The sequence below is a fragment of the Tabrizicola thermarum genome, from assembly GCF_003574395.1.
Lineage (GTDB): Bacteria > Pseudomonadota > Alphaproteobacteria > Rhodobacterales > Rhodobacteraceae > Tabrizicola > Tabrizicola thermarum.
In genome coordinates, this window is the sequence record NZ_QMJY01000079.1 from 21,673 (window position 1) to 46,160 (window position 24,488).

At 67.7% G+C, this 24,488-nt stretch carries 22 protein-coding genes; 7 read left to right on the plus strand and 15 right to left on the minus strand.

What is annotated here, in order from left to right; genetic code table 11:
- Positions 1–43: 43 nt before the first annotated feature.
- The 4 genes from D5084_RS12960 to D5084_RS12975 all read right to left on the minus strand — a co-directional run bounded on the left by D5084_RS12960 (position 44) and on the right by D5084_RS12975 (position 7,515).
- The gene (locus tag D5084_RS12960; protein ID WP_128515916.1) at positions 44–1,384 is read right to left on the minus strand and encodes an outer membrane protein assembly factor BamB family protein; all 1,341 of its coding nucleotides are present in this window, start codon (positions 1,382–1,384) and stop codon (positions 44–46) included.
- Positions 1,385–1,442: 58 nt separating this feature from the next.
- Positions 1,443–2,099, minus strand: coding sequence for a hypothetical protein (locus D5084_RS12965; protein WP_128515917.1), 657 nt, complete (start codon positions 2,097–2,099; stop codon positions 1,443–1,445).
- Between the two features lie 78 nt (positions 2,100–2,177).
- Positions 2,178–5,531, minus strand: a complete 3,354-nt coding sequence (locus D5084_RS12970) for a caspase family protein (protein WP_128515918.1) — start codon at positions 5,529–5,531, stop codon at positions 2,178–2,180.
- Positions 5,532–5,634: 103 nt separating this feature from the next.
- A complete protein-coding gene (locus D5084_RS12975; RefSeq protein WP_128515919.1) occupies positions 5,635–7,515 on the minus strand; it encodes an ABCB family ABC transporter ATP-binding protein/permease in 1,881 nt (626 codons plus the stop codon).
- 83 nt (positions 7,516–7,598) lie between these two features.
- Here D5084_RS12975 and D5084_RS12980 point away from each other — a divergent pair, with 83 nt between their 5' ends.
- The gene (locus D5084_RS12980; protein ID WP_128515920.1) at positions 7,599–7,964 is read left to right on the plus strand and encodes an ArsR/SmtB family transcription factor; all 366 of its coding nucleotides are present in this window, start codon (positions 7,599–7,601) and stop codon (positions 7,962–7,964) included.
- On the opposite strand, the gene D5084_RS12985 is transcribed toward D5084_RS12980, so the two are convergent.
- Complete coding sequence (locus D5084_RS12985) at positions 7,925–9,343, minus strand: LysM peptidoglycan-binding domain-containing protein (RefSeq protein WP_238382645.1); 1,419 nt, start codon at positions 9,341–9,343, stop codon at positions 7,925–7,927. The genes D5084_RS12980 and D5084_RS12985 overlap by 40 nt on opposite strands.
- 94 nt (positions 9,344–9,437) lie before the next feature.
- Between D5084_RS12985 and D5084_RS12990 the strand changes: the two genes are divergently transcribed.
- Positions 9,438–9,980, plus strand: coding sequence for an LOG family protein (locus tag D5084_RS12990; protein ID WP_128515921.1), 543 nt, complete (start codon positions 9,438–9,440; stop codon positions 9,978–9,980).
- A 61-nt stretch (positions 9,981–10,041) separates the two neighbouring features.
- Here the strand turns inward: D5084_RS12990 and D5084_RS12995 are convergent, their stop codons facing one another.
- From D5084_RS12995 to D5084_RS13020, 6 genes are all read right to left on the minus strand, one after another.
- Positions 10,042–10,644 (minus strand): superoxide dismutase, encoded by a 603-nt coding sequence (locus D5084_RS12995; protein ID WP_128515922.1) that lies wholly within the window; start codon positions 10,642–10,644, stop codon positions 10,042–10,044.
- 131 nt (positions 10,645–10,775) lie between these two features.
- Positions 10,776–11,321 carry a sarcosine oxidase subunit gamma gene (locus tag D5084_RS13000; RefSeq protein ID WP_128515923.1) on the minus strand — a complete coding sequence of 182 codons (546 nt, stop codon included), beginning with the start codon at positions 11,319–11,321 and terminating at the stop codon, positions 10,776–10,778.
- On the minus strand, positions 11,314–14,232 hold the full coding sequence (locus D5084_RS13005) for a sarcosine oxidase subunit alpha family protein (RefSeq protein WP_128515924.1): 2,919 nt from the start codon (positions 14,230–14,232) through the stop codon (positions 11,314–11,316). Before D5084_RS13005 ends, D5084_RS13000 begins: the two co-directional genes overlap by 8 nt.
- Positions 14,229–14,564 (minus strand): sarcosine oxidase subunit delta, encoded by a 336-nt coding sequence (locus tag D5084_RS13010; RefSeq protein ID WP_128515925.1) that lies wholly within the window; start codon positions 14,562–14,564, stop codon positions 14,229–14,231. Before D5084_RS13010 ends, D5084_RS13005 begins: the two co-directional genes overlap by 4 nt.
- A 1-nt stretch (position 14,565) precedes the next feature.
- Positions 14,566–14,895 carry a hypothetical protein gene (locus tag D5084_RS13015; protein WP_128515926.1) on the minus strand — a complete coding sequence of 110 codons (330 nt, stop codon included), beginning with the start codon at positions 14,893–14,895 and terminating at the stop codon, positions 14,566–14,568.
- Between the two features lie 26 nt (positions 14,896–14,921).
- A complete protein-coding gene (locus D5084_RS13020) occupies positions 14,922–16,169 on the minus strand; it encodes a sarcosine oxidase subunit beta family protein (protein ID WP_128515927.1) in 1,248 nt (415 codons plus the stop codon).
- 234 nt (positions 16,170–16,403) lie between these two features.
- On the opposite strand from D5084_RS13020, the gene ccmI reads away from it, so the two are divergent.
- Genes ccmI through D5084_RS13035 form a run of 3 tightly spaced genes read left to right on the plus strand, consistent with a single transcriptional unit; the run spans position 16,404 to position 18,312 of the window.
- On the plus strand, positions 16,404–17,606 hold the full coding sequence (gene ccmI / locus D5084_RS13025; RefSeq protein WP_162302436.1) for a c-type cytochrome biogenesis protein CcmI: 1,203 nt from the start codon (positions 16,404–16,406) through the stop codon (positions 17,604–17,606).
- Positions 17,603–18,085, plus strand: coding sequence for a Holliday junction resolvase RuvX (gene ruvX / locus D5084_RS13030; protein ID WP_128515929.1), 483 nt, complete (start codon positions 17,603–17,605; stop codon positions 18,083–18,085). Before ccmI ends, ruvX begins: the two co-directional genes overlap by 4 nt.
- Positions 18,082–18,312, plus strand: coding sequence for a DUF1289 domain-containing protein (locus D5084_RS13035; RefSeq protein ID WP_128515930.1), 231 nt, complete (start codon positions 18,082–18,084; stop codon positions 18,310–18,312). Before ruvX ends, D5084_RS13035 begins: the two co-directional genes overlap by 4 nt.
- Positions 18,313–18,430: 118 nt before the next feature.
- Here D5084_RS13035 and D5084_RS13040 read toward each other — a convergent pair whose 3' ends face one another.
- Both D5084_RS13040 and D5084_RS13045 read right to left on the minus strand, forming a co-directional pair.
- Positions 18,431–19,171, minus strand: coding sequence for a hypothetical protein (locus D5084_RS13040; RefSeq protein WP_128515931.1), 741 nt, complete (start codon positions 19,169–19,171; stop codon positions 18,431–18,433).
- Positions 19,165–19,983: a sulfite exporter TauE/SafE family protein gene (locus D5084_RS13045; RefSeq protein ID WP_128515932.1), complete on the minus strand. Its 819-nt coding sequence runs from the start codon at positions 19,981–19,983 to the stop codon at positions 19,165–19,167. The genes D5084_RS13040 and D5084_RS13045 overlap by 7 nt, the downstream gene beginning before the upstream one ends.
- A gap of 175 nt (positions 19,984–20,158) precedes the next feature.
- On the opposite strand from D5084_RS13045, the gene D5084_RS13050 reads away from it, so the two are divergent.
- Entirely contained in the window at positions 20,159–21,352 is a 1,194-nt protein-coding gene (locus tag D5084_RS13050; RefSeq protein ID WP_202910064.1) for a multidrug effflux MFS transporter, read from the plus strand.
- On the opposite strand, the gene dusA is transcribed toward D5084_RS13050, so the two are convergent.
- Positions 21,334–22,356, minus strand: a complete 1,023-nt coding sequence (gene dusA, locus D5084_RS13055) for a tRNA dihydrouridine(20/20a) synthase DusA (RefSeq protein ID WP_128515933.1) — start codon at positions 22,354–22,356, stop codon at positions 21,334–21,336. The genes D5084_RS13050 and dusA overlap by 19 nt on opposite strands.
- 806 nt (positions 22,357–23,162) lie before the next feature.
- Between dusA and D5084_RS13060 the strand changes: the two genes are divergently transcribed.
- Entirely contained in the window at positions 23,163–23,354 is a 192-nt protein-coding gene (locus D5084_RS13060) for a hypothetical protein (protein WP_128515934.1), read from the plus strand.
- 170 nt (positions 23,355–23,524) lie between these two features.
- Here the strand turns inward: D5084_RS13060 and D5084_RS18385 are convergent, their stop codons facing one another.
- Positions 23,525–24,400, minus strand: a complete 876-nt coding sequence (locus D5084_RS18385) for a hypothetical protein (RefSeq protein WP_155523137.1) — start codon at positions 24,398–24,400, stop codon at positions 23,525–23,527.
- Between the last annotated feature and the right edge of the window lie 88 nt (positions 24,401–24,488).

The window sequence follows — 24,488 nt, forward strand, 5'->3', positions numbered from 1 at the left end:
GCGTCCGGCCTTTGCGAAGCGCCTGCCATACACGGCTTCTCCGCTAGCGGAAAGCGTGAAGTTGCCCGTTGGTGCCCACGACGTAGAGCGTGCCCCCCGCCACGGCGGGTTGCGCGGCCGCCCCGCCGGGGATTTCGGCGGTGTAGGTCAGCGTGCCGTCGGTCGGGTCGAAGGCCCGCAGCAGACCGTCCGAGGAGACGACGATGATCCGCCCCCCCGCCATCACGGGTCCGTAATGGGCGTAGATGCCCTTGCGGCGCTTGATCTTGTCGTTGGTGAAATAGGGCATCTCGACCGACCAGATCGGCTCGCCCGTCGCGGCGTCAAGGCGCACGAACCGGGCTTCGTCGTTGACAAGGAAGATCGAGCCGCCCGCGACAGCGACGGGGCCGAGGGCGCCTTCGCCCGCCGACCAGATGCGTTCGCCCGAGGAGGCCGACATGGCGACCGTGCGGCCCGAGCCGGAGCCCGCGTAGAGGGTCTTGCCCGCGATCACGGCATCTCCGGTGACGTCGGGGGTCAGCGCATAGGCCCGGCCCAGACGTTTCCCGGCGAGCGACGACTGCCAGATCTTCGTGCCGCCGCCGATCTTCAGGACGGCCATCAGATCGCCGCCCGAGGACGGGAAGATCACCGCGCGGTCGCCGATCGTGGGGGCGGCGGTGCCGACATAGGCCGCCTTGCCCGGGGTGCCGACGACCTGCCAGATCACCTTGCCGTCGGCGGCATCGACCGCCCAGGCCGAGCCGTCGCGGGCCGAGACATAGACCGCGCTGCCATCCGTCGCCGGAGCGCCCGAGATCGGTGAATCGACGCGCTGGCGCCAGAGGACCGCACCGGTGCCGGCGTCGAGTGCCACGAGTTCGCCGTAGCCCGTCGTGGCGAAAACGCGATTGCCCGCCGTCGCGAGGCCGCCCGCCGACTCGCCACCGCCACGGTCGAAGCTGGCGGCAAGGTCGGTGGTCCAGAGCGTGGCACCCGCCGTCGAGGTCGCGGTCACGCCCGTCCCGGCGTCGATGGTGAAGATGCGGCCATCGGCGACCACGGGGGCGGCGGCGATGCGGTTCTTGCGGCTGGAGCCTGCGCCGACCTTGGCCGACCAGACGAGGCGCGGGGTCGAGGACAGCGCGGCATGTGGCATCAGGTGACGGGCATTGCCGGCGCGGTGGGTCCAGTCGCCGCCGGTCTGCGGCCCGAGCGAGATCGCCACGCTTTGGTTTTCCGCCGGGGCGGGAGCGGTGGGGGCCGGTTGCCCCTCGACCGGGATCGAGGCCTCAAGGTCGGCCCGCACCGGGAAGCGTTCGCCCGAAAGGATGACTTCCTTGTTGCCGCAAGCGGCCAAGAGAGCCAGGAGCCCGACACCGGTCACCAGCTTGCCTCTCATCTGTCTGACCTTCATGCCTGCCACCTGAAAGAACCTTTCGCTTGGCCCATCTTGCGTTTCAACCCTCTGCCGGGTCGGGCAGGGTCCCGCCGAGTGCGGTAATCATCTGGCCAACCCGCGCCCGGAGTGCGTTCGAGGCTTCCTGATCCTGCATGAGCGCGCTCAGGGCGGCGACGGCTTCGTCCGGCTTGCCTTCCTCGATCAGAAGGTAGGCCAGCTGTTCCTGGGCGAGAACCCGATAGGGTCGGCCGGCAACCGCGATCCCCTCCAGCGCGGCGCGGCGGTCGGCGACGGACTGGCCGGAGCCCGCAACGAGAACCCGGCGCAGCACGGCGAGGTCACGATAGGCTGGCGACAGAGCGCTGTCGGCGGCAACCCTGTCCAGCGCGGCGAGGGTCTCTTGCACATTCGCGGCCGGATCGGAGGCCAGGATCAGGTTCAGGATGGCGGCCTGTTCGCCGTCGGCGGGCACGGCGGCCAGCGCCTCGCGCCGTTCGTCGGGGGTGCCGTGGTCCAGCGCGTCGATCAGCGCATCGCCAAAGGCCTCGGCCCGGGCCTCGGCGCGGGACTTGGCGTATTCGGTCCAGGCGGTGCCACCGACGAGCCCGAGGATCACCAGAACGCCGATCCAGCCGTATTTGCGGAACAGACGGAACAGCCGATCCCGGCGCACCTCTTCGGTGACTTCCTCGATGAAGCTGTCGGGATTGCTCAACGCGGTGGCCTCACTTTTCGTTTTCCCCGTCTTACAGGCAAAGCCCGCGCGTTGCCAAGCCCTGCCCCGCCGCGCCGGTCACTTCGTCGGCAGAGCCAGCGCCTTGCGGAAGGCGGGAATCCAGTCCTCATAGCCTTGCGGCAGGGTGCCGGCGGCCTGCATGTCTTCAAGGATCGCCAGCGCCTCGCGGTTTTCGGCGGTGGGATCCTTCAGAAGGACGGCGCGCTGGTCCAGCGCACGGACGAGGTCGATGCGGTACCACGGGTCGTCGGGATAGGCGGCGGCAAGGTCGCGCATGATGCGCAGGGATTCGTCCTGATGCGGCAGGGCGGCGCTCGGGTCGTTGCGGTCTGCAAGGGCGGCGGCCACGCTGGCATGGGACAGCGCGAGGTTGCGATACCAGACCGGGTTCGACGGGTCCTGCTGCGAAAGCCAGTCGCGCAGCGCCAGCGCGTCCTGGTGGCTTTTCAGCGCGCCCGCCACGTCGCCCGTGGCGGTCAGCGCATTGCCCAGCCGTTCCAGCGCCAGACCAAGGTCATTGGCCCAGGGCTGGCTGTAGGGATCGACGTCCAAGAGCCTGTTGCCCTCGGCGACCATGGCCTTGAACGTCCCGGCGGCCGCGCGGTTGTCGCCCAGTGCAGCCTGAGCATCCCCCAGCCGGTTCAGCGTGACAAGCCGGTCGTGGATATGTTCGGGGATGGTCGGATCAAGCTGCAACAGCCGGTCGGCGGTGGCGAGCGAGGCCTGAGCGACCGTCACCGCCTCGCTGTTGCGGCCAAGCTGCATCAGGGTCGAGGCATGCAGGTTCTGCGCGATCGACAGGTCGCGCAGCGTGAGGGCGTCCTTCGGGGCCGCGCCGGCCAGCTGGGTCTGGCGCATGACGGCATCGGCCACCAGCGGTTCGGCGGCGGCAGGGTCGGCTTCGGAGAGGTCAAGCTCGGCCATCGCCAGCAGCGAATAGGCGAGGTCCCGGACAAAGCGCGGCACGGTGGCATCCGTGGCGACGATGGCCTGGCGCAGGTCGAGCGCGGCCTGCAACGCCTCGCGCGCGCCGAGGGGGTCGCCCATCGCCCGCTTGATCTCGCCGATCTTCTTCAGGGCCAGGCCAAGGTCGGCCTGACGCGACAGGTTGTCGGGGGTCATCGCAACGATGGCTTCCGCCACGCCGCGCGCCTTTTCCTGCGCGGCAAGGGCCGCAACGAAATCGTTCGCTTCGAAATGGATGTCGCCCATCCGGTCGAGGCTGACGAGGTGGTCCTGCTGCCAGACCATGTTGGTGGGGTCGAGGGCGGCCAGTTTCTCGCGGATGGTCAGCGCCGCCTGATAGGCCAATAGCGCCGAGTCCATGTCGCCCGACAGCCGGTGGACATCGCCGATCCGGTCGAAGGTGATCGCAAGGTCGCGCTGGCGCGGCTTGTTGTCGGGGTCGAGGGCTGCCAGCTCCTCGCGGATCGCCAGAGCCTTGCCGAAGGTGTCCAGCGCCGCGGGGTAGTCGGCCGCGTCCACCTGCATGTCGCCGATGCGTTCGTAGCTGACCGACAGGTTGCGGCGGATCACCACGTCGGCAGGAAATTCGGCCACCAGCGCCTCGCCTATGGCAAGGGCTGCCTCGAATGCTGCCCTGGCGCCCGCCTTGTCGCCCAGCGCAAGCCGGGCGTCGCCGATGCGTTCCTGGGTAAAGGAAATGTCCATCCGGTAGGTGACGCTTTCGGGATCGCGGGCCAGAAGTGCCTCGGCGATGGCCAGCGCCTCGCCATGGGCTGCCAGCGACCCGGCAGGGTCGTTGCGCGCCAGGCGGATCGAGCCGACGCGGTTCACGGCCACTTGCCGGTCGCGCATCAGGTCCAGATCGTCCGGGCGCTGGTCGGCCTGCCATTGCGAGAAATCGAGCGCGCCGGAATAGGCGGTCTCGGCCTCTTTCAGATAGCCCTGCTGTTGCAGGACGCTGCCGAGGTCGTTCAGCGACCAGACCAGCTCTCGCACCCAATCGACATCGGTCGGATCGGCCTCGACCCGGGCCTGGGCAAAGGTGGCGCGGGTGTTGTAGGCGGCCCAGGCGGCCTCGGTGTTGCCGGCGACGAGGTGCAGCTCGCCCAGGGTGGCCAGCGTGGCGACATAGTTGAACTGCGCCTCGCGGTCGAGATCGGCCGCCACTTCGGCATAAAGCGCCGCCGCCTTGTTCAGGTCCGAGATCGCGAAGTCGTAGCGCAGGTCGGTGCGGGCGGCATTGGCGTTCAGGACATGCGTCGCGGCCTCGGACAGGGTGCGCGCAAGGTAGGTTTCCCTGATCGTGCCGCGGGCGGTGGCGTCGATTTCGGCCGCTTCGGTCAGGGCGGCGCGGGCGGCGTCGAAGGCGCCGAGGGTCAGCGCCTCTTCGGCCCTGGCGCGCAGGGCGGCAACGCGGGGATCGTCGGATTGGAAGCGCTGCAATTCGGTCTGGAAGTTCTCGTAGGACTGCGCGGCCTCCAGCAGCATCGCGCCGCGTTCCTCGGGCGTCTGGCGGTCCAGATCGGCAGAGAGGAGAGCGGCATAGAGCGGCGCAAGGGGAAGGTTCCTCCGGGTTGCCAGCGATTCGACTTCGGCGCGGATCTCGGGGGTTAGGTCGGCCATGGCGATCAGAAGCTGGTCGCGTTCCGGCAGCGCCCCCTGGCCGGAGATGAACACAAGCTCGGGCAGGCCGGATTCGATGTAAGGAAGCTGCTTGCCGCGGCTGCGGTCGTAGACGTCCTGCTGGACAAGGGTGAGAGCGGTGCGCAGTTCCACCCCTGCGGTGGCGAAGTGGCGGACGAGCGCTGCGGTGAAGGGAGAGTTCGCCTCGTCGCCGTCCGAAGCGGTTTCCCCCGGTGCGGCGGCGAAGGCGAAAAGCACCCCGTCGGCGCGGCCCATGCGGCCAAGGCCGGGCACGGGTTCAGGCGCGGTGGGCGGGTCGTCGTCGAGGGCGGCGGCCCCCCTGCCCTCGGTCCCGCCGCCGTTGAACGGGTCGTCGCGGCAGGCGTCGAGAAGGATGATGGCAACGGGGGCGACCGACCGGATCGCCTCTTGCGCCTCGGCCAGAGGCAGCGAGGTTTCGGCCAGTTTCGCAGCCGAGGAAGCATCGGCGTCGGTGGGCAGAAGGTAGTTCACCCCGTCGATGGCCACCCCGTGGCCGGCGAAGAACAACAGCGCCACATCGGCCCCGGCGGCGTCTTCCCTGAAATCCTCCAGCGCGCGGCGAGTGCGTTTCAGGTCTCGGTTCGTCTCGACAAAGACCTGGAAGTCAAGGTTTTCAAGAACGGTTTCCAGCGCGCGGGCATCGTTCACAGGGTTCGCCAGCGGGCGGATGGACTTGTAGTCATCCGCCGCGATGAGGAGGGCGACGCGCTTTTCGGCCAGCGCGGACGCGACGCCGCAAAGCCAGAGGATCAGAACCAGACCAAGACGCCGAATGAGCATCGCCCACTCCACAAGACCGGGCGAAGAATGCGGAAGCCTGACCGGATGGTCAAAGGAAAAAGCCTGTCATCCGACGGGCTTCACGCGTCCGTCATGGATGGCGTCAGGTCGCGGCGACAGCGCGAAGCGGGGTGGCTTCCTCGGCCGCGGGGGCGAACTCTTCCTCTTCCATGATCTGGCGCTGCCACATCGCGGCATAGACCCCGCCCAGGTCCAGAAGGACCTCATGCGTGCCGCGTTCGACCACGCGACCTTCGTCCATCACCAGAATCTGGTCGGCATCGGCAATGGTGGACAGCCGGTGCGCGATGGTGATGACGCTGCGGCCCTGCCCCATCTCGGCCAGGCTTTCCTGGATCGAGCGTTCGGTCTGGGTGTCCAGCGCCGAGGTCGCCTCGTCCAGAATCAGGATCGGCGGGTTCTTCAGCAGCGTCCGCGCGATGCCGACGCGCTGCTTTTCGCCGCCCGAGAGCTTCAGGCCCCGTTCGCCGACCTTGGTTTCATAGCCTTCGGGCAGCCGCATGACGAAGTCGTGGATGCGGGCAGCCTTTGCGGCGGCGATGATCTCGTCCTCGGTCGCGTCTGCCTTGCCGTAGGCGATGTTGTAGCGGATCGTGTCGTTGAACAGCACGGTGTCCTGCGGCACGACGCCGATCTGGGCGTGGAGCGAGGATTGCGTCACGTCGCGGATGTCCTGCCCGTCGATGCGGATGGACCCCGAGGTCACATCGTAGAAGCGGAACAGAAGCCGCGCGATGGTGGACTTGCCGCTGCCGGAATGGCCGACGAGGGCCAGTTTCTGGCCCGGCTTCAGCGTGAAGGAGACGCCCTTCAGGATTTCGCGCGTCGGTTCATAGGCGAAATGCACGTCATCGAAGACGATCTCGCCCGCCGTGACGCGCAGAGGTTTGGCGTCCGGTGCGTCCACGATTTCGGCCGGTTGGCCCAGAAGCGCAAACATCTCGCCCATGTCGACCAGTGCCTGCCGGATCTCGCGGTAGACGGTGCCGAGGAAGTTCAGCGGCATGGTGATCTGGATCATGTAGGCGTTGACCATCACGAAATCGCCCACGGTCAGGGTGCCTGCACGGACGCCCAGCGCGCTCATCGCCATGACGATGACAAGGCCGGTGGTGATGAGCGTGGCCTGGCCGATGTTCAGGAACGACAGCGACAGGCCGGTCTTGACGGCCGCCGTCTCATACTGGCGCATCGCATTGTCGTAGCGGTCGGCCTCGCGGCTCTCGGCGTTGAAATACTTGACGGTTTCGTAGTTCAGCAGGCTGTCGATCGCCTTCTGGTTGGCGTCGGTGTCCTGGTCGTTCATCTCGCGCCGCAGCTTCACGCGCCATTCGGTGACGGTGAAGGTGAACCAGACGTAAAGCGCGATGGTGACGACGACGACGGCGGCATATTTCCAGCCGAACACCAGCGCGAAGATGACCGAGACCATGGTCAGTTCCAGGATCAGCGGCCCGATGGACAGAAGCATGAAGCGCAGAAGGAAATCGACGCCCTTCACCCCGCGTTCGATGATGCGGCTGAGGCCGCCGGTCTTGCGGGTGATGTGGTAGCGCAGGGAAAGCTGGTGGATGTGGGTGAAGGTCTCGATCGCCAGGCGGCGGATCGCGCGCTGGCCGACGCGGACGAAGACGGCGTCACGAAGTTCGCCGAAAACCACGGCCCCAAGCCGCGCAAGGCCGTAGGCGACGACAAGACCCACGGCGCCAAGCCCCATCAGCGCGCGAGGGTCGCTGCCAGACTCGTTCGACAGGCTGTCGACGGCCAGCTTGTAGACGTAGGGCGTTGATACCGAGACGAGCTTGGCCGCGAGGAGGAACAGAAGTGCGATGACGACGCGGCGCTTCACCCAGGCCTGACCCCGGGGCCAGAGGTAGGGCATGACCCGACGGATCGTGGTGGTAGCCGGAAAGCGGGCGGTGCCGGCATCGGCGGAAGTCGCGGTCGAGGTGGTGCGGCGCATCTCTTGTCCTGGCCCGCCAACGGCGTTGCGCGGCGGTCGTGCTTGGGGTAATGTCATTTCAACGCTTCGTGAATAGTTGAACCATGGACCGAAGTAAAGCCCTCGCCGCTCTGTCGGCCCTTGCGCACGAGACGCGGCTGGACCTGATCCGGCTGCTGACCTCGCGAGGCGAAGAGGGCATGGCCGCAGGGCAGATCGCCGAGGCGCTGGGGATCGCGGCCCCGCGGCTGTCGTTTCACCTGTCTGCGCTGGAGCAGGCGGGGCTGATACGGTCGCGCAAGGTGGCGCGGAATGTCTTTTACAGCGTGGATGCGCGCGGCATCGGCGTGACCATCGCCTATGTGCTGAACCATTGCTGCTGCGACCATCCCGACGTGCTGGCCGCCTGTTCGAACCGGCGCGACGGCGGTCAGGGCGAAGGCGCCGGATCGGGCACCGAAAAGACCTGACCCGGATAGATCAGGTCGGGGTTCTTGATCTTGTCGCGGTTGGCCTCGAACACCTGGATATACAGCACCCCCTTGCCATAGCGTTCCTGCGCGATGCCCCAGAGGGTGAAGCCCGGCTGGACAGTGACGGTGACAGGCGCGGGGGCCGCGGCGACGGAATCCGGCTGCGGCGCAGCGGGTGCCTCGGGTGCAGCGGGGGCGGGGGCGGCTGAGGCGAGGTCGGCGGCGGCGACTTCGGGCTGTGCCGCGTCCTCGGCGCCGGGCGCCACGGCGGCAGGCCCTGCCGACGCCAGGTCTGCAGCGGCGGCAGGTTCCGCCGGAGCCGGTTGCGCCGGGGCTTCGGTCGGCGCGGCGGCGGCATCCTGCGCGGCGGGCGCAGGTGTTTCTGCCTGGGCAACTGCGGCCAGCGCCTCCAGCGTTTCACGCTTGAAGGGCGTCTCGAAGCGTGAGGTGACCTTGCCCGAGGCATCCAGCTGGTCGACGCGCAGGGTGTAGATGCCGGGCGGAGTATCCGGGAGCGTCGTCAGCCAGGTTCCGGCCTGGGAAACCCGCAGGCTCCGCTGCTCGACATTGTCAAGGTAAAGCCGGAGCGCGGCCCCGCCCGTCCCGCGGCCTCCGATCTGCACCGCACCGTCCGGCGTGTAGGAAATCGTGTCGATCATCACCGAAACGGCCGGCCCGCCGGGGCCTTCCGCAACCGGCTCGGCAGCGGCCGGATCCTGAAGGACCACCGCACCCTCCTGCGACAACAGGAGAGCCGGAGGTGCGGCAGGGTCCTCTGCGGCGACCTCGGTGCCGGCGGGGGCCGTGGCGGTGGGGGCCTGATCCGGTTCTGGCCCCGCGATCGGCCCCAGTGCGACCAGTTCGGCCGAGGCCACGGCAGGCTGGCCGGGCAGCGTCATCGACAGCCACATCAGGCTGGGTCTGGGGTTCGCCGCAAGCGAGAAGAGGATGGCGAACTCGCCCGAGGCGGTGGCCTTGCCGCTGGCGACGGTCACCTCGTCGACGACGACATCCACCGTCGCGCCGGGGGCGGCGCTGCCCGAGACGACCGCCTCGCCATCGGCGGCAACCCGCCAGGTGTCGATCCTTGGCGCGGGTGTCGGCACGGGATCGGCAGGTGCGGGGGCGGCCGTTTCCGGCGCGGCGGCGGCGCCAACCGGATCAGCGGCGGTGGTATCGGTTGCAGCGACGGTCGAAGGTGCAGGCGAGGCGGCAGTCGGCGCCTGCGCCTCTGCCGGGGCTTCGGCCGCTGTCTCGGCCTGGGGCGCGGGCCGGGTCATCTGCCAGCCGAGGTAGCCGATCCCGGCCAGTGCCGCCCCGCCCAGAAGCAGGATGGCAACCCTTGTCCCACGGTCCAAGGCCCCGAATGTCGACATCCCCGTCTCCCCCGGCGCTTCCCGCCGCCTTGCATTTCTTGTGATCAGGAATCTCTATATGACGGGGCAAAGCAACCCTTTTCAGGACCCTGTCATGTCCCCACGTTCCGTCTGCGTCTTTTGCGGCTCGCGTCCGGGCCGGAATCCCGACCATGCCAGCGCGGCCCGCGCGACCGGCGAAATGCTGGCGCGCAACGGCTGGCGGCTGGTGTTCGGCGCGGGCGACGTGGGGCTGATGGGCGAGGTTGCGAAGGCTTGCACGGGGGCGAAACTGGGGGTGATCCCGGTGCATCTTCTGGGCCGGGAACGGGTGGAACGGGACCGCAGCGCCATGGTCGTCACCGAGGACATGCACGAGCGCAAGAAGGTGATGTTCATGAACTCGGACGCCGTGGTGGTGCTGCCGGGGGGCGCGGGGTCGCTGGACGAGTTCTTCGAGGTGCTGACCTGGGCGCAGATCGGGCTGCACGGCAAGCCGATCCTGCTGCTGGATGTCGCGGGCTACTGGCAGCCGCTGGTGGGGTTGATCGACCATGTGATCGCGGAAGGCTTTGCCGATGCCTCGCTGAGGCGGCATTTCCGGGTGGTGCCGGATGTGGCCGCGCTGGAGGCCGCGCTGGCCGAGGCGCTTCGATAGCAAAAGGCCCGCAGCTTGCGTTGCGGGCCTTCGAAAGATGATTTCCGGGATCCTGGCCGGATCAGAGGCCGGCGGCGACGGCTTCCCAGTTCACCAGCTTTTCCAGGAAGTTCGTCAGGTAGGCCGGACGCTTGTTGCGGAAGTCGATGTAATAGCTGTGCTCCCACACATCGCAACCCAGAAGCGCGGTCTGCCCGAAGCACAGGGGGTTCACGCCGTTTTCGGTCTTGGTGACCTTCAGGCTGCCGTCCTTGTCCTTGACCAGCCAGGCCCAGCCCGAGCCGAACTGTCCCACTCCAGCGGCGGCGAAGTCGTCCTTGAACTTCTGCACGGAGCCGAAGCTTTCGGTCAGCGCCTTTTCCAGCGCACCGGGCATCTTCTTGTTCTCGCCCGGGGCCATCCAGGTCCAGAACATGTTGTGGTTCCAGTGCTGCGAGGCGTTGTTGAAGATGCCGTTCTGGGCCACCGCGCCGGCCTGATAGGTGCCGCGGATGATATCCTCGAGCGACTTGTTCTCCCACTCGGTGCCGGCGATCAGCTTGTTGCCGTTGTCGACATAGGCCTTGTGGTGGAGGTCGTGGTGATATTCCAGCGTCTCCTTCGACATGCCGAGGGGCGCGAGCGCGTCATGGGCATAGGGCAGATCGGGAAGGGTAAAGGCCATGGGAAGCTCCTGTTGGTTGCTTGCCACGAATAAGAGGGTTCGACACGGGAAGGTCAAGGGCAAGCGCCGGAGATAACGCCCCGGCGGCAGCCCGGTTCCGATGCCGGACCGGGCGCGGAAGGGTGTGGCCGCTAAAGCTCGCTGCCCGGTTGCGCCGAATGGGTCAGAAGGCCCATGACATAGGCCGCGACCGAACGGAAGCAGACCAGCGTAAAGCCTTGATCCTGCTTCCAGATCGCCGCAGCGACCTGGGCCGCGCGGCTGCGGCGCAGCTCGCCCGGTTCCAGCCGGTCGAAATCGACCGGCATCAGCTTGCGCAGCACCTGATCGGCCCTGTCGCCCTCGATGCGGAACACCGCACGCGCGTCCGAGACATCGACGGCAAGATGGTGCTCTCCGGCCAGCGCCTTGGCGATCTTCGTAAGCGCCGCACCGACCTCGGCGTAAGGCAGGAGCAGCAGGTATTCGTCCGGGCTCATCCAGCCGCAGGCGTGTTCGCCCTTGATCTCGATGCGCCGCTGGGCCGGGACCTTGGTGCCGGTCACGGCCTTGATCGCCTTGTCCAGCGATTTCAGCCCCTTGGCGCGCAAGGTTATCATGCCCAGGGGGCCGATCTCGCGGATGGTGGCAAAGCCCTGGAAGCTGGCGCCGTTCAGGGCGCTGACCGGTTCAGACATTCTGCTTCTCCCCATCCTTGTCGTAGAAGACCGTATCGCGGACGCGGGCCTTCACCGTGCCGCCGGCGGCGGTGTTGAACTCCACCACCTCACCCATGCGGGCGGGGCCGTGCTTCAGAAGCCCCATCGCGATGCCGCGTTTCAGGGTGGGCGAATAGTAGGTCGAGGTCACGCGGCCTTGCGTGTTGCGCTGGCCGTTGGCGTTGACCCCTTCGGCGATGATGTAGGCGCCATCGGGGATGACCGAGCCGTCCAGCGTCTCGAACCCCACCAGTTTCCAGCGGTCGGGGCTGGCAAGGAAGGTGCGTTCCTGCCCGCGCTTGCCCAGATAGTCAGCCTTCTTCTTCGAGATCGCCCAATCGAGGCCCAGGTCCTGCGGGATCACGGTGCCGTCGGTCTCGTCCCCGATCATGATGAAGCCCTTCTCGGCCCGCATGATGTGCAGCGCCTCGGTGCCGTAGGGCATCGCGCCCAGGGCCTTCCCGGCCTCATTGCAGGCCGCCCAGAAGGCCGCGCCGTGGCTGGCGGGGACGGCGATTTCATAGCTGAGTTCGCCCGAGAAGCTGATCCGGTAGACCCGGACCGGGAAGCCCGCCAACGTGCCGTCGGCCCATTGCATGAAGGGCAGCGCCTCTTTGGAAACCTCCATCCCGCCCAGGACTTGCAGCAGTTTCCTCGCGTTCGGCCCCACCACGGCGACCTGCGCATACTGCTCGGTGACGTTGGCGGTATAGACCTGCCAGTCCCACCATTCGCATTGCAGCCAGTCCTCCATCCAGGCGTGGATGCGGTCGGCCCCTCCGCTGGTGGTGTGGCAAAGCCAGGTCTCCTCGTCGATCCGTGCGACGACGCCATCGTCGATCAGGAAGCCCTGCTCGTTGCACATCAGCCCATAGCGGCACTTGCCCACGGGCAGCGTGGACATGACGCCGGTGTAGAGCATGTCGAGGAAGCGGCCCGCATCCGGGCCCTTGACGATGATCTTGCCCAGGGTCGAGGCGTCCAGCAGCCCGAGGTTCTGTCGTGTGTTCAGCACCTCGCGGTGGACGGCCTGTTCATGCGTCTCGCCCGGACGCGGGAAGCAATAGGGGCGGCGCCAGAGGCCGACGGGTTCGAAATAGGCGCCGGCCTTTTCATGCGCCGCGTGCATGGGCGTCTTGCGCAGGGGCTGGAAGATCTCGCCCCGCGCCTCGCCGGCCAGCGCGCCGATGGTGACGGGCGTGTAGGGCGGGCGGAAGGTGGTGGTGCCGACCTGCGGGATCTCTTGACCCAAAGTCTCAGCAAGCACGGCTAGACCGTTGATGTTGCTGAGCTTTCCCTGATCGGTGGCCATGCCGAGCGTGGTGTAGCGCTTGGTATGTTCGACCGAGACATAGCCCTCGCGGGAGGCCAGTTCGACGTCGCTGACCTTCACGTCGTTCTGGTAGTCGAGCCACATCTTCGACCGCAACTGGATCGGCGCGCCCTGCGGCATGACCCAGACGGGCGGGATGGCGACGGGTTGGCCGGTGAGGTCGAGGTCTCCGGCAGCCGCGCCCACGCATTCCACCATCGCGCTGCCGTCGTGGTTCAGCGGCGGCCGGGCGGGGTCGGGGATGAAGGCGGAGAGGGTCTCGTCCCAGAGAAGTTTGCCGCCGCAATGGCTCCACAGATGGACGACGGGGGACCAGCCACCGGACATGGCGACGGCCTCGCAGGCGATTTCCTCTTGCACGGCCCCTTCCCCGGCCTGGGCGCAGATGGCGACGCCGGTGACGCGCCTCGTGCCCTTGACCCTGGCGATGGCTTTGCCGGTCAGGACGCGGATGCCGGCGGCGCGGGCGGCCTGCGGCAGCGCCCCGTCAGCGGCCTCGCGGGCGTCGAGGATGGCGGGCACGTCGAGGCCCGCTGCCTTCAGCGTCAGCGCCGTCTGGTAGGCGCTGTCGTTGTTGGTGACGATCACGGTGCGGTCGCCGGGGGAAACCGCGTAGTTCACCACATAGTCGCGCACCGCCGAGGCAAGCATGACGCCCGGGATGTCGTTTCCGGCAAAGGACAGCGGGCGTTCGATCGCCCCGGTGGCCGAGACGATGCGCCCCGCCCGGATGCGCCAGAGCCGGTGTTTCGGCCGCCCGTCGCCGGGCGTGTGATCGGCGACGCGTTCGTCGGCCAGGACATAGCCGTGGTCATAGACGCCGAAGCCGCAGGTGCGGGTGCGGATGGTCACGTTGTCGCGGGCCGCGAGGTCGGATTCCATCGCCGACAGCCAGGCCTCGACGGGCTGGCCGTCCACCTGCGCCTGATCCACCGGGGCGCGGCCGCCGAGGGTCGGCTGCTGTTCCAGAAGGATCACGCGGTGGCCCTTGTCGGCAGCGGCCTGCGCGGCCTTCAGACCCGCAACCCCGGCCCCGATCACCAGCACGTCGCAGAAGGCATAGGCCTGCTCATAGCGGTCGGCGTCGCCCGTGGTCGGAGCCTTCCCCAGACCGGCAGCGCGGCGGATGAAGGGCTCGAACAGGTGCTTCCACGCCGGGCGCGGATGGATGAAGGTCTTGTAGTAGAAGCCCGCGGGCATGAACCGGGCGGCGTAGTTGTTCACCACGCCCACGTCGAACTCGAGGCTCGGCCAGTGGTTCTGCGAGGTGCATTCCAGACCGTCGAATAGTTCCGTCGTCGTGGTGCGCTGGTTCGGTTCCAGCCGCGCGCCGGAGCCGAGGTTCACCAGAGCGTTCGGCTCCTCCGGTCCCGAGGCGACGATGCCGCGCGGGCGGTGATACTTGAAGCTGCGGCCGACCAGCACCTGGTCATTGGCCAGCAAGCCGGCGGCCAGCGTATCGCCCTGATAACCCCGGAACCGCTTGCCGTTGAAGGTGAATTCGACGGGCGCGGTCCGGTCGATCAACCGGCCGCCCCTGGCAAGACGCGTGCTCATTTCGGGGCCTTTCCGTCAGGCTGCCAGCCGGGGCGGCGGGCCTGGATCTTCGCGATGATGTCGGCGGGGGGCTCGGAGACCTGCGCGGGGTAGGTTCCGAACACCTCCAGCGTGGCGGTGCAGCGGGCGGCAAGGAACCACTTGCCGCAGCCGTAGGTATGCCGCCAGCGTTCGAAGTGGACGCCCTTGGGGTTCTTGCGGGCGAACATGTAGGCCTCGAATTCCTCGGGGCTGGAGCCGGGGCCGAAACGCTTCAGATGCGCCTCGTAGCCGGGGGAAAGCTCGGTTTCGTCGGCCATGACGCCGCAGCAGGGGCATTCAAGCGTGAGCATATCACTTTCCCTCATTTTTCCAGCGCGAGTCGAAATACATCGGCACCGAGAACTCAACAGAATGGACACTGGCTTCATTGGATGCCGAAGCGGCAGATGCATCTACCTTTCCACTCACAACCGAAATCAATGTTGCCCCGATTGAGCCGGTAGTGGTCCTTTCAGCCGTTTTCTCAGCCTGAATGGAGACTGTGAACTTCACTAGCTGTTCACCCGCCTTCACACGTTCATCACCAACGCTATGGAGACCGATAGGAATTCCCGCAGACTTCCTAGAGTGATCCTGTGCCTCTGCGACGCCCTCCGAGATGGCTTTAAGTGTCTCGGCCACAAAGTCCTTCAATGAAACCCTTGCCATCAATGCGCCACCCCGGCCGCGACGGATTCGTCGATGAACCGGCCTTCCTTGAAACGCCACATGTTGAAGTCTTCGGCCAGCGGCCCGGGTTCGCCCTTGGCCATCAGCTCGGCCATCGCCCAGCCCGACCCGGGGATCGCCTTGAACCCGCCGGTGCCCCAGCCGCAGTTGATGAAGCAGTTGCCCAGCGGAGTCTTCGAGATGATGGGTGAGCGGTCGCCGGTCATGTCCACGATCCCGCCCCATTGGCGCAGCATCTTCAGGCGGCTGATGATCGGGAAGGTTTCCACCAGCGCGCGCAGGGTTTCCTCGATGTGGTGGAAGCTGCCGCGCTGGGTATAGTTGTTGAAGCCGTCGGTGCCGCCGCCGATCACCATCTCGCCCTTGTCGGATTGCGACATGTAGCCGTGGACGGTGTTGGCCATCACGACCACGTCCATGCAGGGCTTGATCGGTTCGGAAACGAGAGCCTGAAGGGCGACGGCCTCGATCGGAAGGCGGAAGCCCGCCATCTCGGCCAGCTGGCCGGAGTGGCCGGCGACGACGATGCCCAGCTTCTTGCAACCGATGAAGCCGCGCGTGGTGTCGATGCCGGTGACATTGCCGTTTTCTGACCGCACGCCCTTGACTTCGCAGTTCTGGATGATGTGCATCCCCATCGCGCTGCACGCCCGGGCATAGCCCCAGGCGACGGCGTCGTGCCGGGCGGTGCCGCCGCGCGCCTGATACAGCGCGCCGAGGATCGGATAGCGCGGGCCGTCGATGTTGATGATCGGGACCAGTTCCTTCACGCGCTGGGGGCTGATCCATTCGGTCTGCACGCCTTGCAGGGCGTTGGCATGCACCGTGCGCAGATAGCCCCGCACCTCATGATGGGTCTGGGCCAGCATCAGAAGGCCGCGCGGCGAGAACATGACGTTGTAATTCAGCTCCTGGCTCAGCGTCTCGTACAGGCTGCGGGCTTTCTCGTAGATCGCGGCCGAAGGGTCCTGGAGATAATTGGAACGGATGATCGTGGTGTTGCGGCCGGTGTTGCCGCCGCCGAGCCAACCCTTTTCGATCACCGCGACATTGGTGATGCCGTAGTTCTTGCCAAGGTAATAGGCGGTGGCCAGCCCGTGGCCCCCGGCACCCACGATGATCGCGTCATAGGACGCTTTCGGTTCCGGCGAGGCCCAGGCGCGTTCCCAGCCCATGTGGTAGCGGATCGCTTCGCGGGCGATGGCAAAGACCGAATAGCGCTTCATCGGGGCCTCTTGTCGGACGGGGGCTGCCAGACAGGTCCGGCAGCCATGTCTTGGATGAGTTGTGGCTTACAGCCAGACCCATCAGCGGCACAATCGGGAAAATTGCGACATGGTCGCCGCTTGCGGTCCGGGCAGGCGGCCGCCCCCCGTGCGGTGATGCGGCGGAATGCCCCTTTCTCGGGCGCGGCGAAACGACTATGTCGAAGCGGACCAAGCGGGGTTTCGATGCAGGCAATGTCAGTTTGGCTGTTCTGGGCTGTCGCGGCGGCACTGGCGGCCCTTGTCGCATCCGTGCTGATCGCGGCGATGCGCCGTTCGTCCGACAAGGACACGGGTTCCGATGCCGACCTGGGCGTCTACCGGGACCAGCTGGCCGAAGTCGAGCGCGACCTGCAACGGGGCACGATCGGGCCGGACGAGGCCGCGCGACTGCGGGCGGAAATCGGCAAGCGCGTGCTGGACGCGGACCGGGCACGCCATGCGGCCGAGACGCGGCCAGCCGCCGCGGTGTCGAAATCCGTGCTGGTGGCGCTGATCCTTGCGATCACGCTGCCCGGTGCCCTTGCGGCATATTGGGTGCTGGGCGCGCCCGGATACCCGGACATGGCGCTTGAGGCCAGACTGGCCGACCTGGATGCGCGGATCGCCGGGCGACGCTCGCAAGAGGCCGAGTTGCAAGGGATCGGGCGGGTGCGCGATGCGGCGCTTGACGACCGGCTGGCTGCCGAGCTGGCCGGGATCAGCGATCCCGAGACGCTCCGCCGCCGATTCCGCACGGCCTTCGAAGCCGGGCAGCGACAGGAAGCGGTGCGGGTGCAAGAGCGGCTCCTGGCCGTCCTGGGAGATGCCGCGACCTCTGCCGACCATGCCAATCTGGCGCTGGCGCTGGTGGCGGAAGCGGATGGCTATGTCTCGCCCGAGGCCGAAGCCGCGCTGCGCCGCAGCCTGCAGGCGGACATGAGCAACGAGCTGGCGCGTTATCTGGTGGGCGAGATGTTCGTGCAGGGTGGCCGTTTCGACCGCGCCTTCCAGTTCTGGCGCCCGCTGGCCGAGGGTGGAAATCCTGCGGCGCCGTGGACGGCCTCGATCCGCGAGCGGATCGGGACTGTCGCGGAACTGGCGGGGTTGCGCTATGCCCCGCCGGCGGCCGCTTCTGCCCCCGGCCCGAGCAGCGCGGATATGGCGGCGGCGGGCGAGATGAGCCCGGAAGACCGGCAGGCGATGATCGAGGGAATGGTGGCGCGACTGTCGGACCGGCTGGCGACCGAGGGCGGGTCGGTCGAGGACTGGAACCGGCTGATCCGCTCGCTGACCGTCCTGGAACGCCTGCCCGAGGCGCAGAAGATCTACGACGAGGCGAAAGCGAAGTTCCAGGGCCGTCCGGCAGAGCTGTCCTTCCTGCGGCAGGCGGCGGTGGAAAGCGGGCTGAACCCGTGATCTGCGCATCGGTCGAGGAGTTTGTCGCCGCCCTGCCCCCGATGCGGGCCATTGCGGGCCTCGATCTTGGCGACAAGACCATCGGTGTCGCGCTGTCCGACCTGCGCCGCCAGGTGGCGACACCCGTCGAGGTGATCCGGCGCGAGAAGTTCACCATAGACGCGGGCCGCCTGCTGGCGCTTCTGCAGGCGCGGGGCGCGGCGGGGATCGTGCTGGGGCTGCCCTTGAACATGGACGGGTCCATGGGGCCCCGGGTGCAGGCGACCCAGGCCTTTGCGCGCAATCTGGAGAAGCTGACCGCCCTGCCGATCTGTTATTGGGACGAGCGTCTGTCCACGGTTGCGGCAGAAAGGGCACTGCTGGAGGCGGATACGTCGCGGAAGCGTCGGAAAGAGGTGATCGATCAGGTGGCGGCGGGCTATATCCTGCAAGGCGCGCTGGACCGGATGGCGCATATGGGGCGGGGTGAGCAGGCTTGAAGGACGATGTCTGGAAGCGCGACGAGATCGCCAGCCCCTGCGTGAAGCTCTGCGTGGTGCACCCCGAGGAGCGCATCTGCGTCGGCTGCTATCGCACCATCGACGAGATCAGCCGGTGGTCGAAGCTGAGCCACGAGGAGCGGGCCGCGGTGATGGCCGAACTGCCCGCCCGCGCGCCGCGATTGCAGAAGCGCCGCGGCGGTCGGCTGGCCCGGCTGGAGCGCTGATCACATCGAGTGCCTGACGGCACGTTCCTTTCGGGTCGCCTGCGCGGGACTTCGCCCGCTTGGCTCCGGCCGGGGGTTTCACCCCCGGACCCCCAGAGTATTTGCGAAAAGAGCAGGATCAGGGGGCGGTGAGCCACTGGTGAACGGTCGTAAATTGCGGACGAAGGTAGGCGATCATCCGGCCTTCGCGGGGTGCGCGGTCGTCCGGTTTCCACGGTGCCACGCCGTGCAGCGTGAGGCGGTGGAGGAGCGTGGCTTCGCCGGGTTTCGCGTGCAGCTCGATCCGGCGACAGGTGGCGAAGATGTCCTTGCGGGCGGCCTGATAGGCTTCGGTGATGTCGATGTCGCCCCAGGTTTCGGGCGGGTGGGGGTTCAGGGCCTCGAGCAGGGCTGCGCGGAGGATGTCGTGGCTGCCCTCCCACACTGTCAGCGGCGCGGCGGCGGTGTCGTTCAGCGGCAGGCCGAGGATCCAGGCGTGGGGCTCCTTGACCATGCGCCGCTTGTCCGGGCCGATGGGCAGGAGGCCGTCGAGATGCGCGGCGTCGCGGTCGCGGCGGAAGGCGAAGGCGGCGGGGGTTTCCTCGGGCGAAGGTTGCGGGTAGCCGGGGCGGATCACGGAAAGCTGGGCGCGGTGCAGGGGTTCGGGCGCAAGCGGCAGGGCCACCCAGGGGAAGGCGGTGCCGTCGATGGACCCGTCCGGCGCATTTGGCAGGGCATCGACGCCGACGAACCAGGTGCCGCCGCAGCGCCAGGTCTCGGTCGTGGCGGCGAGGACGTCCAGTGCCGCGGCGCGCGCAGCCTTTGCCCAGGCGGCGATGGCCGGGTGGGGGCCGATCCGCTGCCAGCCCGGCCCTACCATCCCACGACCTTGCGCAGCATGTTCAGCGCGACCAGTGTCAGGAACACCGCGAAGGCGCGTTTCAGCGGCCTGGGGTTCATCGCATGGGCAAGGCGCACGCCCAGGGGCGTGGTCAGGAGCGTCGTGCCGATGACGACCAGGAAGGCGGGAAGGTTGACGGCTCCGATCGTCCAAGGGGGCGCCTCGGCGACGGGGAGGAACAGGAAACCGAGGACCGAAGGCACCGCGATCAGCACGCCGAACCCCGAGGCGGTGGCGACCGCACGGTGGATCGGCATGGCGTAAAGCGTCATCAGCGGCACGCCGAAGGTGCCGCCGCCGATCCCCATCATCGCCGAGAAGAAGCCGACCGCTCCGGCCAGCGCGCTGCGCACGGGCTGACCGGGCATCGCCGCGCCAAGGCGCCAGTGGTCGCGCCCGAAGGCCATCCACAGCCCGGCAAGCCCCGCCAGTGCGCCGAACACCGCTTGCAGGGTCAGGGACGAAACCTTGCCGGCGACAAAGGTGCCGATGGCGGCCGAGATCACCAGCGTCGGGCCCCAGGTCTTCAGCACCTCCCAGTCAACGGCGCCCTTGCGGTTGTGCGCCGAGACCGAACGCAGCGAGGTGACGACGATGGTGGCCATCGAGGTCGCCACACAGACCTGCATCAGCTGGCTGCCGCCATAGCCGAGGTGGCCGAAGGCGTAGAAGAAGGCCGGGACCAGCACGATCCCGCCGCCCACGCCCAGAAGCCCGCCGATCACTCCGGCAAGGGCACCGATCACCACCAGCGCGGCGATCATCGGCAGAAGCAGGGAAAGGTCGGGCATGTGTCACCTTGGAATGCGCCCCCGAGGCATAGCCCTTGGGCGCAGGGGCCGCCAGAGGCGATGCGACCGGAACCGGCCCCGGCATGGCACGACCTGCCGGAGGGGTCATGATTTCCGATCTGGCGACAGAAGATACCAGGTGGTATGCAGCCCGCCTGCCCAAGGAGAATCTCCCATGTCCCGCCCCGTTTCCCTGACGCTGATGTCGGTCATCCTTGGCCTGGTGGCCGCGGTCGGGCCCTTTGCCATCGACATGTATCTGCCTGCGATGCCGGAAATCGGCCGCGATCTTGGCGTGGACCAGCAGGCGGTGCAATGGACGATCGTGGGCTATTTCGTCACTTTCGGCCTGGCGCAGCTGGCCTACGGGCCCTGGGCCGATCAGGCCGGGCGGAAGCCGCCGCTCTACGCCGGGCTGGCGCTGTTCATCACCGGCACGGTGATCTGCGCGCTGGCGCCCTCGATCGGCTGGCTGATCGCCGGGCGGATGGTGCAGGGGCTGGGCGGGGCGGCGAACATGGTGGTGCTGCGCGCGGTGATCCGCGACCTGGCGACCGGGCCGCAGGCGACGCGGATGATGTCCACGATCATGATCGTGATCGCCGTCTCGCCCTTGCTCGCGCCCCTGTCCGGCGCGGGCCTGCTGGCGCTGGGGGACTGGCGGCTGATCTTCCTGGCGCTGCTGGCGGCGGCGGTCGCGAGCTTCTTCCTGATCCATTTCGCACTGCCCGAGACGCTGACCGACGCCAACCGGCAGCGGTTCGACCTGTCCGGCACGCTGGCAGGGACGCGCGTCCTGCTGGCCGACCGGGGGTTCATGGTGATGACCTTCCTTGCGGGCTTCGCCTTCGCCAGCTTCTTCGTCTTCATCGCCAGCGCCGCCTTCGTCTATCGCGACCAGTTCGGGCTGACGCCCACGCAGTTCTCCTTCGCCTTCGCGGTCAATGCGATCGGCTTCTTCGCGGCCTCGCAATTCGCCTCGCCCCTGTCGCGGCGGCTGAGGACGTTGCGGATGATCGCCGGTGCGACGGTGGGCTTTGCGCTGGCGACCTTTGCGGGTTTCGGCCTGGCGCTTGCCGGGCTGGCAAGCCTGCCGGTGACGATGAGCACGCTGTTCATAGGCAACATCTTCCTGGGCGTGATCCTGCCCACGGCGCAGGTGCAGGCGCTGGAAGAGCATGGCGAGATCGCAGGCCTTGCCTCGTCGCTGGGCGGCACGATGCAGATGGTCGCGGCGGGGGTGCTGGTGGCGGCGGCCGGGCCGTTCCTTGACGGGACGGTCACGCCGATGCTGGCGGCCATCGCGGTCTGCGGGCTGATCGCGCTGGTCCTGTCGCGGATGATCCCGCGTCAGGCGGCCCTGGCCTGAACCTCGGCAAGCGCCGCGTCCAGAACCTCGAGCCCTGCCCCGTCGCGGGAGGCTTGCTCTGACAGCACGCGCCGCCAGCCGCGCGCGCCGGGGCGGCCGGTGAACAGGCCCAGCATGTGCCGGGTGATCTGGTGCAGCCTGCCCCCCGCAGCAAGGTGGTCGGCGATGTAGGGCCGCATGGCGTCGACGACCTCGACCGGATCGGGCGCGAAATCCTCGTCCCAGAGCGCATCGGCCCCGATCAGGACCGAGGCCGGGTCGTGATAGGCGGCGCGTCCGACCATGACCCCGTCCAGGCCCGCGTCCAGAAAGGCCCTCGCCTGGGCAAGGCTGGTGATCCCGCCGTTGATGCAGATGGTGAGGTCCGGGAAGCGCGCCTTCATCCGCAGGACAAGGCCATGGTCCAGAGGCGGGATCTCGCGGTTTTCCTTCGGCGAAAGGCCCTGCAGCCAGGCCTTGCGGGCGTGGATGATGATGTGGCGGACCCCTGCCCCGGCGATGGTCTCGATGAACCGCGGCAGGACGGTTTCGGGGTCCTGGTCGTCCACGCCGATCCGGCATTTGACCGTGACCGGGCTGTCGGTTTCGCCCTGCATCGCCCGGACGCAGTCGGCGACCAGCTGCGGCTGCTCCATCAGCACCGCGCCGAAGCAGCCCGACTGCACCCGGTCCGAGGGGCAGCCGCAGTTGAGGTTGACCTCGTCATAGGCCCAGGCATTGGCGATGCGGGTCGCCTCGGCCAGTTCGCGCGGGTCGGAGCCGCCGAGCTGCAAGGCGACGGGGTGTTCGACGGGGGAATGGTCCAGCAGCCGGGACTTGGGCCCGTGGACGATGGCGGGCGCGGTCACCATCTCGGTATAAAGCATCGCGCGGCGGGTCATCTGGCGGTGAAAGACGCGACAGTGCCGGTCCGTCCAGTCCATCATCGGCGCGACGGACAGGCGGTGGGCCGGGTGCGGCAACCGCCCCTGGTCCCGCCTTGTCGCCGTCTCGTCGCCAGTCATGCGTCCTTCATCCCTGAAAAGTCCCGCCCCCGGGCGAGGTGCGCACCCATGCCCGGCCAGCCGGCATCGTGGAGGGGGGCGGAAAGCCATCGAACCCCGCCCGTCCGGCGGCCCATACCCCGCATACAGGGCAGCGGTGCGGAAGCGCAAGGAGTGATGGCCTCATCAGGCCCGACGGAGAGGCAGGTCAGCACCCGGCAGGACAAGGCCCGGATCGGGCATGACCCGGCCCTGCGGGACCATGCAAAGGAGGACCCGGCCTTGGCCCGGTCGAAGGAGCAGCAAGTGTGTCCACGCGCGAACAGATCTACGACTTGAAGGAAATCAATGCCTTGGCCGTGGGCGTTCAGGGTTGGTTAACCGCTTCTGCGGCAAGCCCGGGGCCCGCAGCGGCCCGGATCAGAGGCGTCAGGCCAAGGTCGGGCTTGTCCAGCCAGCCGGGCGCGCGGGTCCGCCGCGGCTTGTCGGGCGTCTTCGGCTTCTCTTGGCTCGACGGCCTTTTCGCGTCGCGGGTGCGAGGCGATGAGGACCGAAGGGAACGAAGAGCGTCTGACGCGATGGCCACCGGATGAAAAGCCGCCGGTCGGTCTGCCCCGTGACCGAAACCCGTGCCCGGGGCGCGCGCGAACTGCTGGCTCTTGCAGCAGGGCCGCATGCCCTGGCACCGCCACGGACGGCGGGAAGATGAACCGAAAATGAACGCAGGGTTCGCGGCTGGTTAACCAACTCTATTGCAAGCTGACCAGAAGCCGAGTCGCAAACCCGGTGGAAAGGCTGCCGACAGACAGGATCAATGGGGGTTGATCATGCCGAGCGCGACGACAGACCAGGCTCGTTTGCATCTGACCGCGGAATTGCGCGCGGTTGACGCGGTCGTTTCCCGACCTGCGCCCAGGAAGTCGACGACCTTCTTCTCATCCGAATTGCGGCGGTTCCCGCCGATCGAGGATGTTGTCGTTACGCTGGACCGTGTTGCCAAACGGGCCTTTGCCACCTGAAACCGCGATACCCGGCACCAAAGGGCCACCCGGTCAAACGGGGGGCCCTTTGCGTTTCACGGCTCCGCCTCGACGTTGATCGCCGGACAAAGGACAGGTAAGGGCTGCGGACAGGAAAAGGCCGCGACCGGACGGCAGTCTGAGGTCGCGGCCTTCGGAGTCCGGGACGGTTACAGCCCGAGCAGTTTCTTCACCGCAGCTTCGACCGCGTCGGTCACCGGCTTGTTGGCCGCGGCTTCCAGCAGCGAGCGTTCGACTTCGGGCTGCGCTTCGACGCGGGTTTCCAGCTCGGCGATCTCGGCTTCAAGCTGGGCATAGGCCTGGGCATCGGCCAGCTCGGCCTCCAGCCCATCCTCGGCGGCCTGGGCGGCTGTCAGCGCCTCGCGGGCCGCGTCAAGCTGGTCCTGGAGAGCGGCATCCTCGCCGCCGGCCTCGGCAAGTTCGGCTTCCAGACGCGCGACCTCGTCGGCCTTGACGTCGACATCGGTCCGCGCCGCCTCAAGCGCGCCCTCGATCTCGGCGATCTCGCGGTCGGGCGGCGTCATCGATTCGAAAAGTGCGGTTTTCTCTTGCAGTTCCGCCTCCAGTTCCCGCCCTTCCAGCACGGCGTCACGGTAGGCGGCGATCCGACCGACCCGCGAATTGGGTGCGGCATTCTTCAGCGCGTTCGGATTGGCGCGCGCGGCGTTCAGGGCACCAAGTTCCGACGGCTTCAGGCCAAGGTCGTCGATCGGCGTCCTTGCCTTTGTCGTCTTGAGCGCGGTGTCTGCCTTGACGGGCTTCGCCCCCGACTTTTCGACGGACTTGCCGTTGGCCCCGCCGTTGCCGTTGCCGCCGTCTGCGTTGCCGTTTCCGTTCCCGCCGGCGTTGCCTTTTCCGCCGCCGTTACCGTTGCCGTTGCCTCCGCCGTTGCCGTTGCCGCCATCGTTGCCGGATTTCGCAAAGGCCATGTCCGGCAGGGAAACCGCCGAGACGACAGCGACCGAGCCGAGCAGAGCGATGGTCAGTGAACAGGCCCGCAGGACCCGAATGGCTGGTTTGGTCATGGATGAAACCTTCTTGCTGGGCGCGACCTTGGAGGGGCTCTCCGGTCGCGGGGATTACAGTCGGACTGGAACCGAAACACAGCCGAAT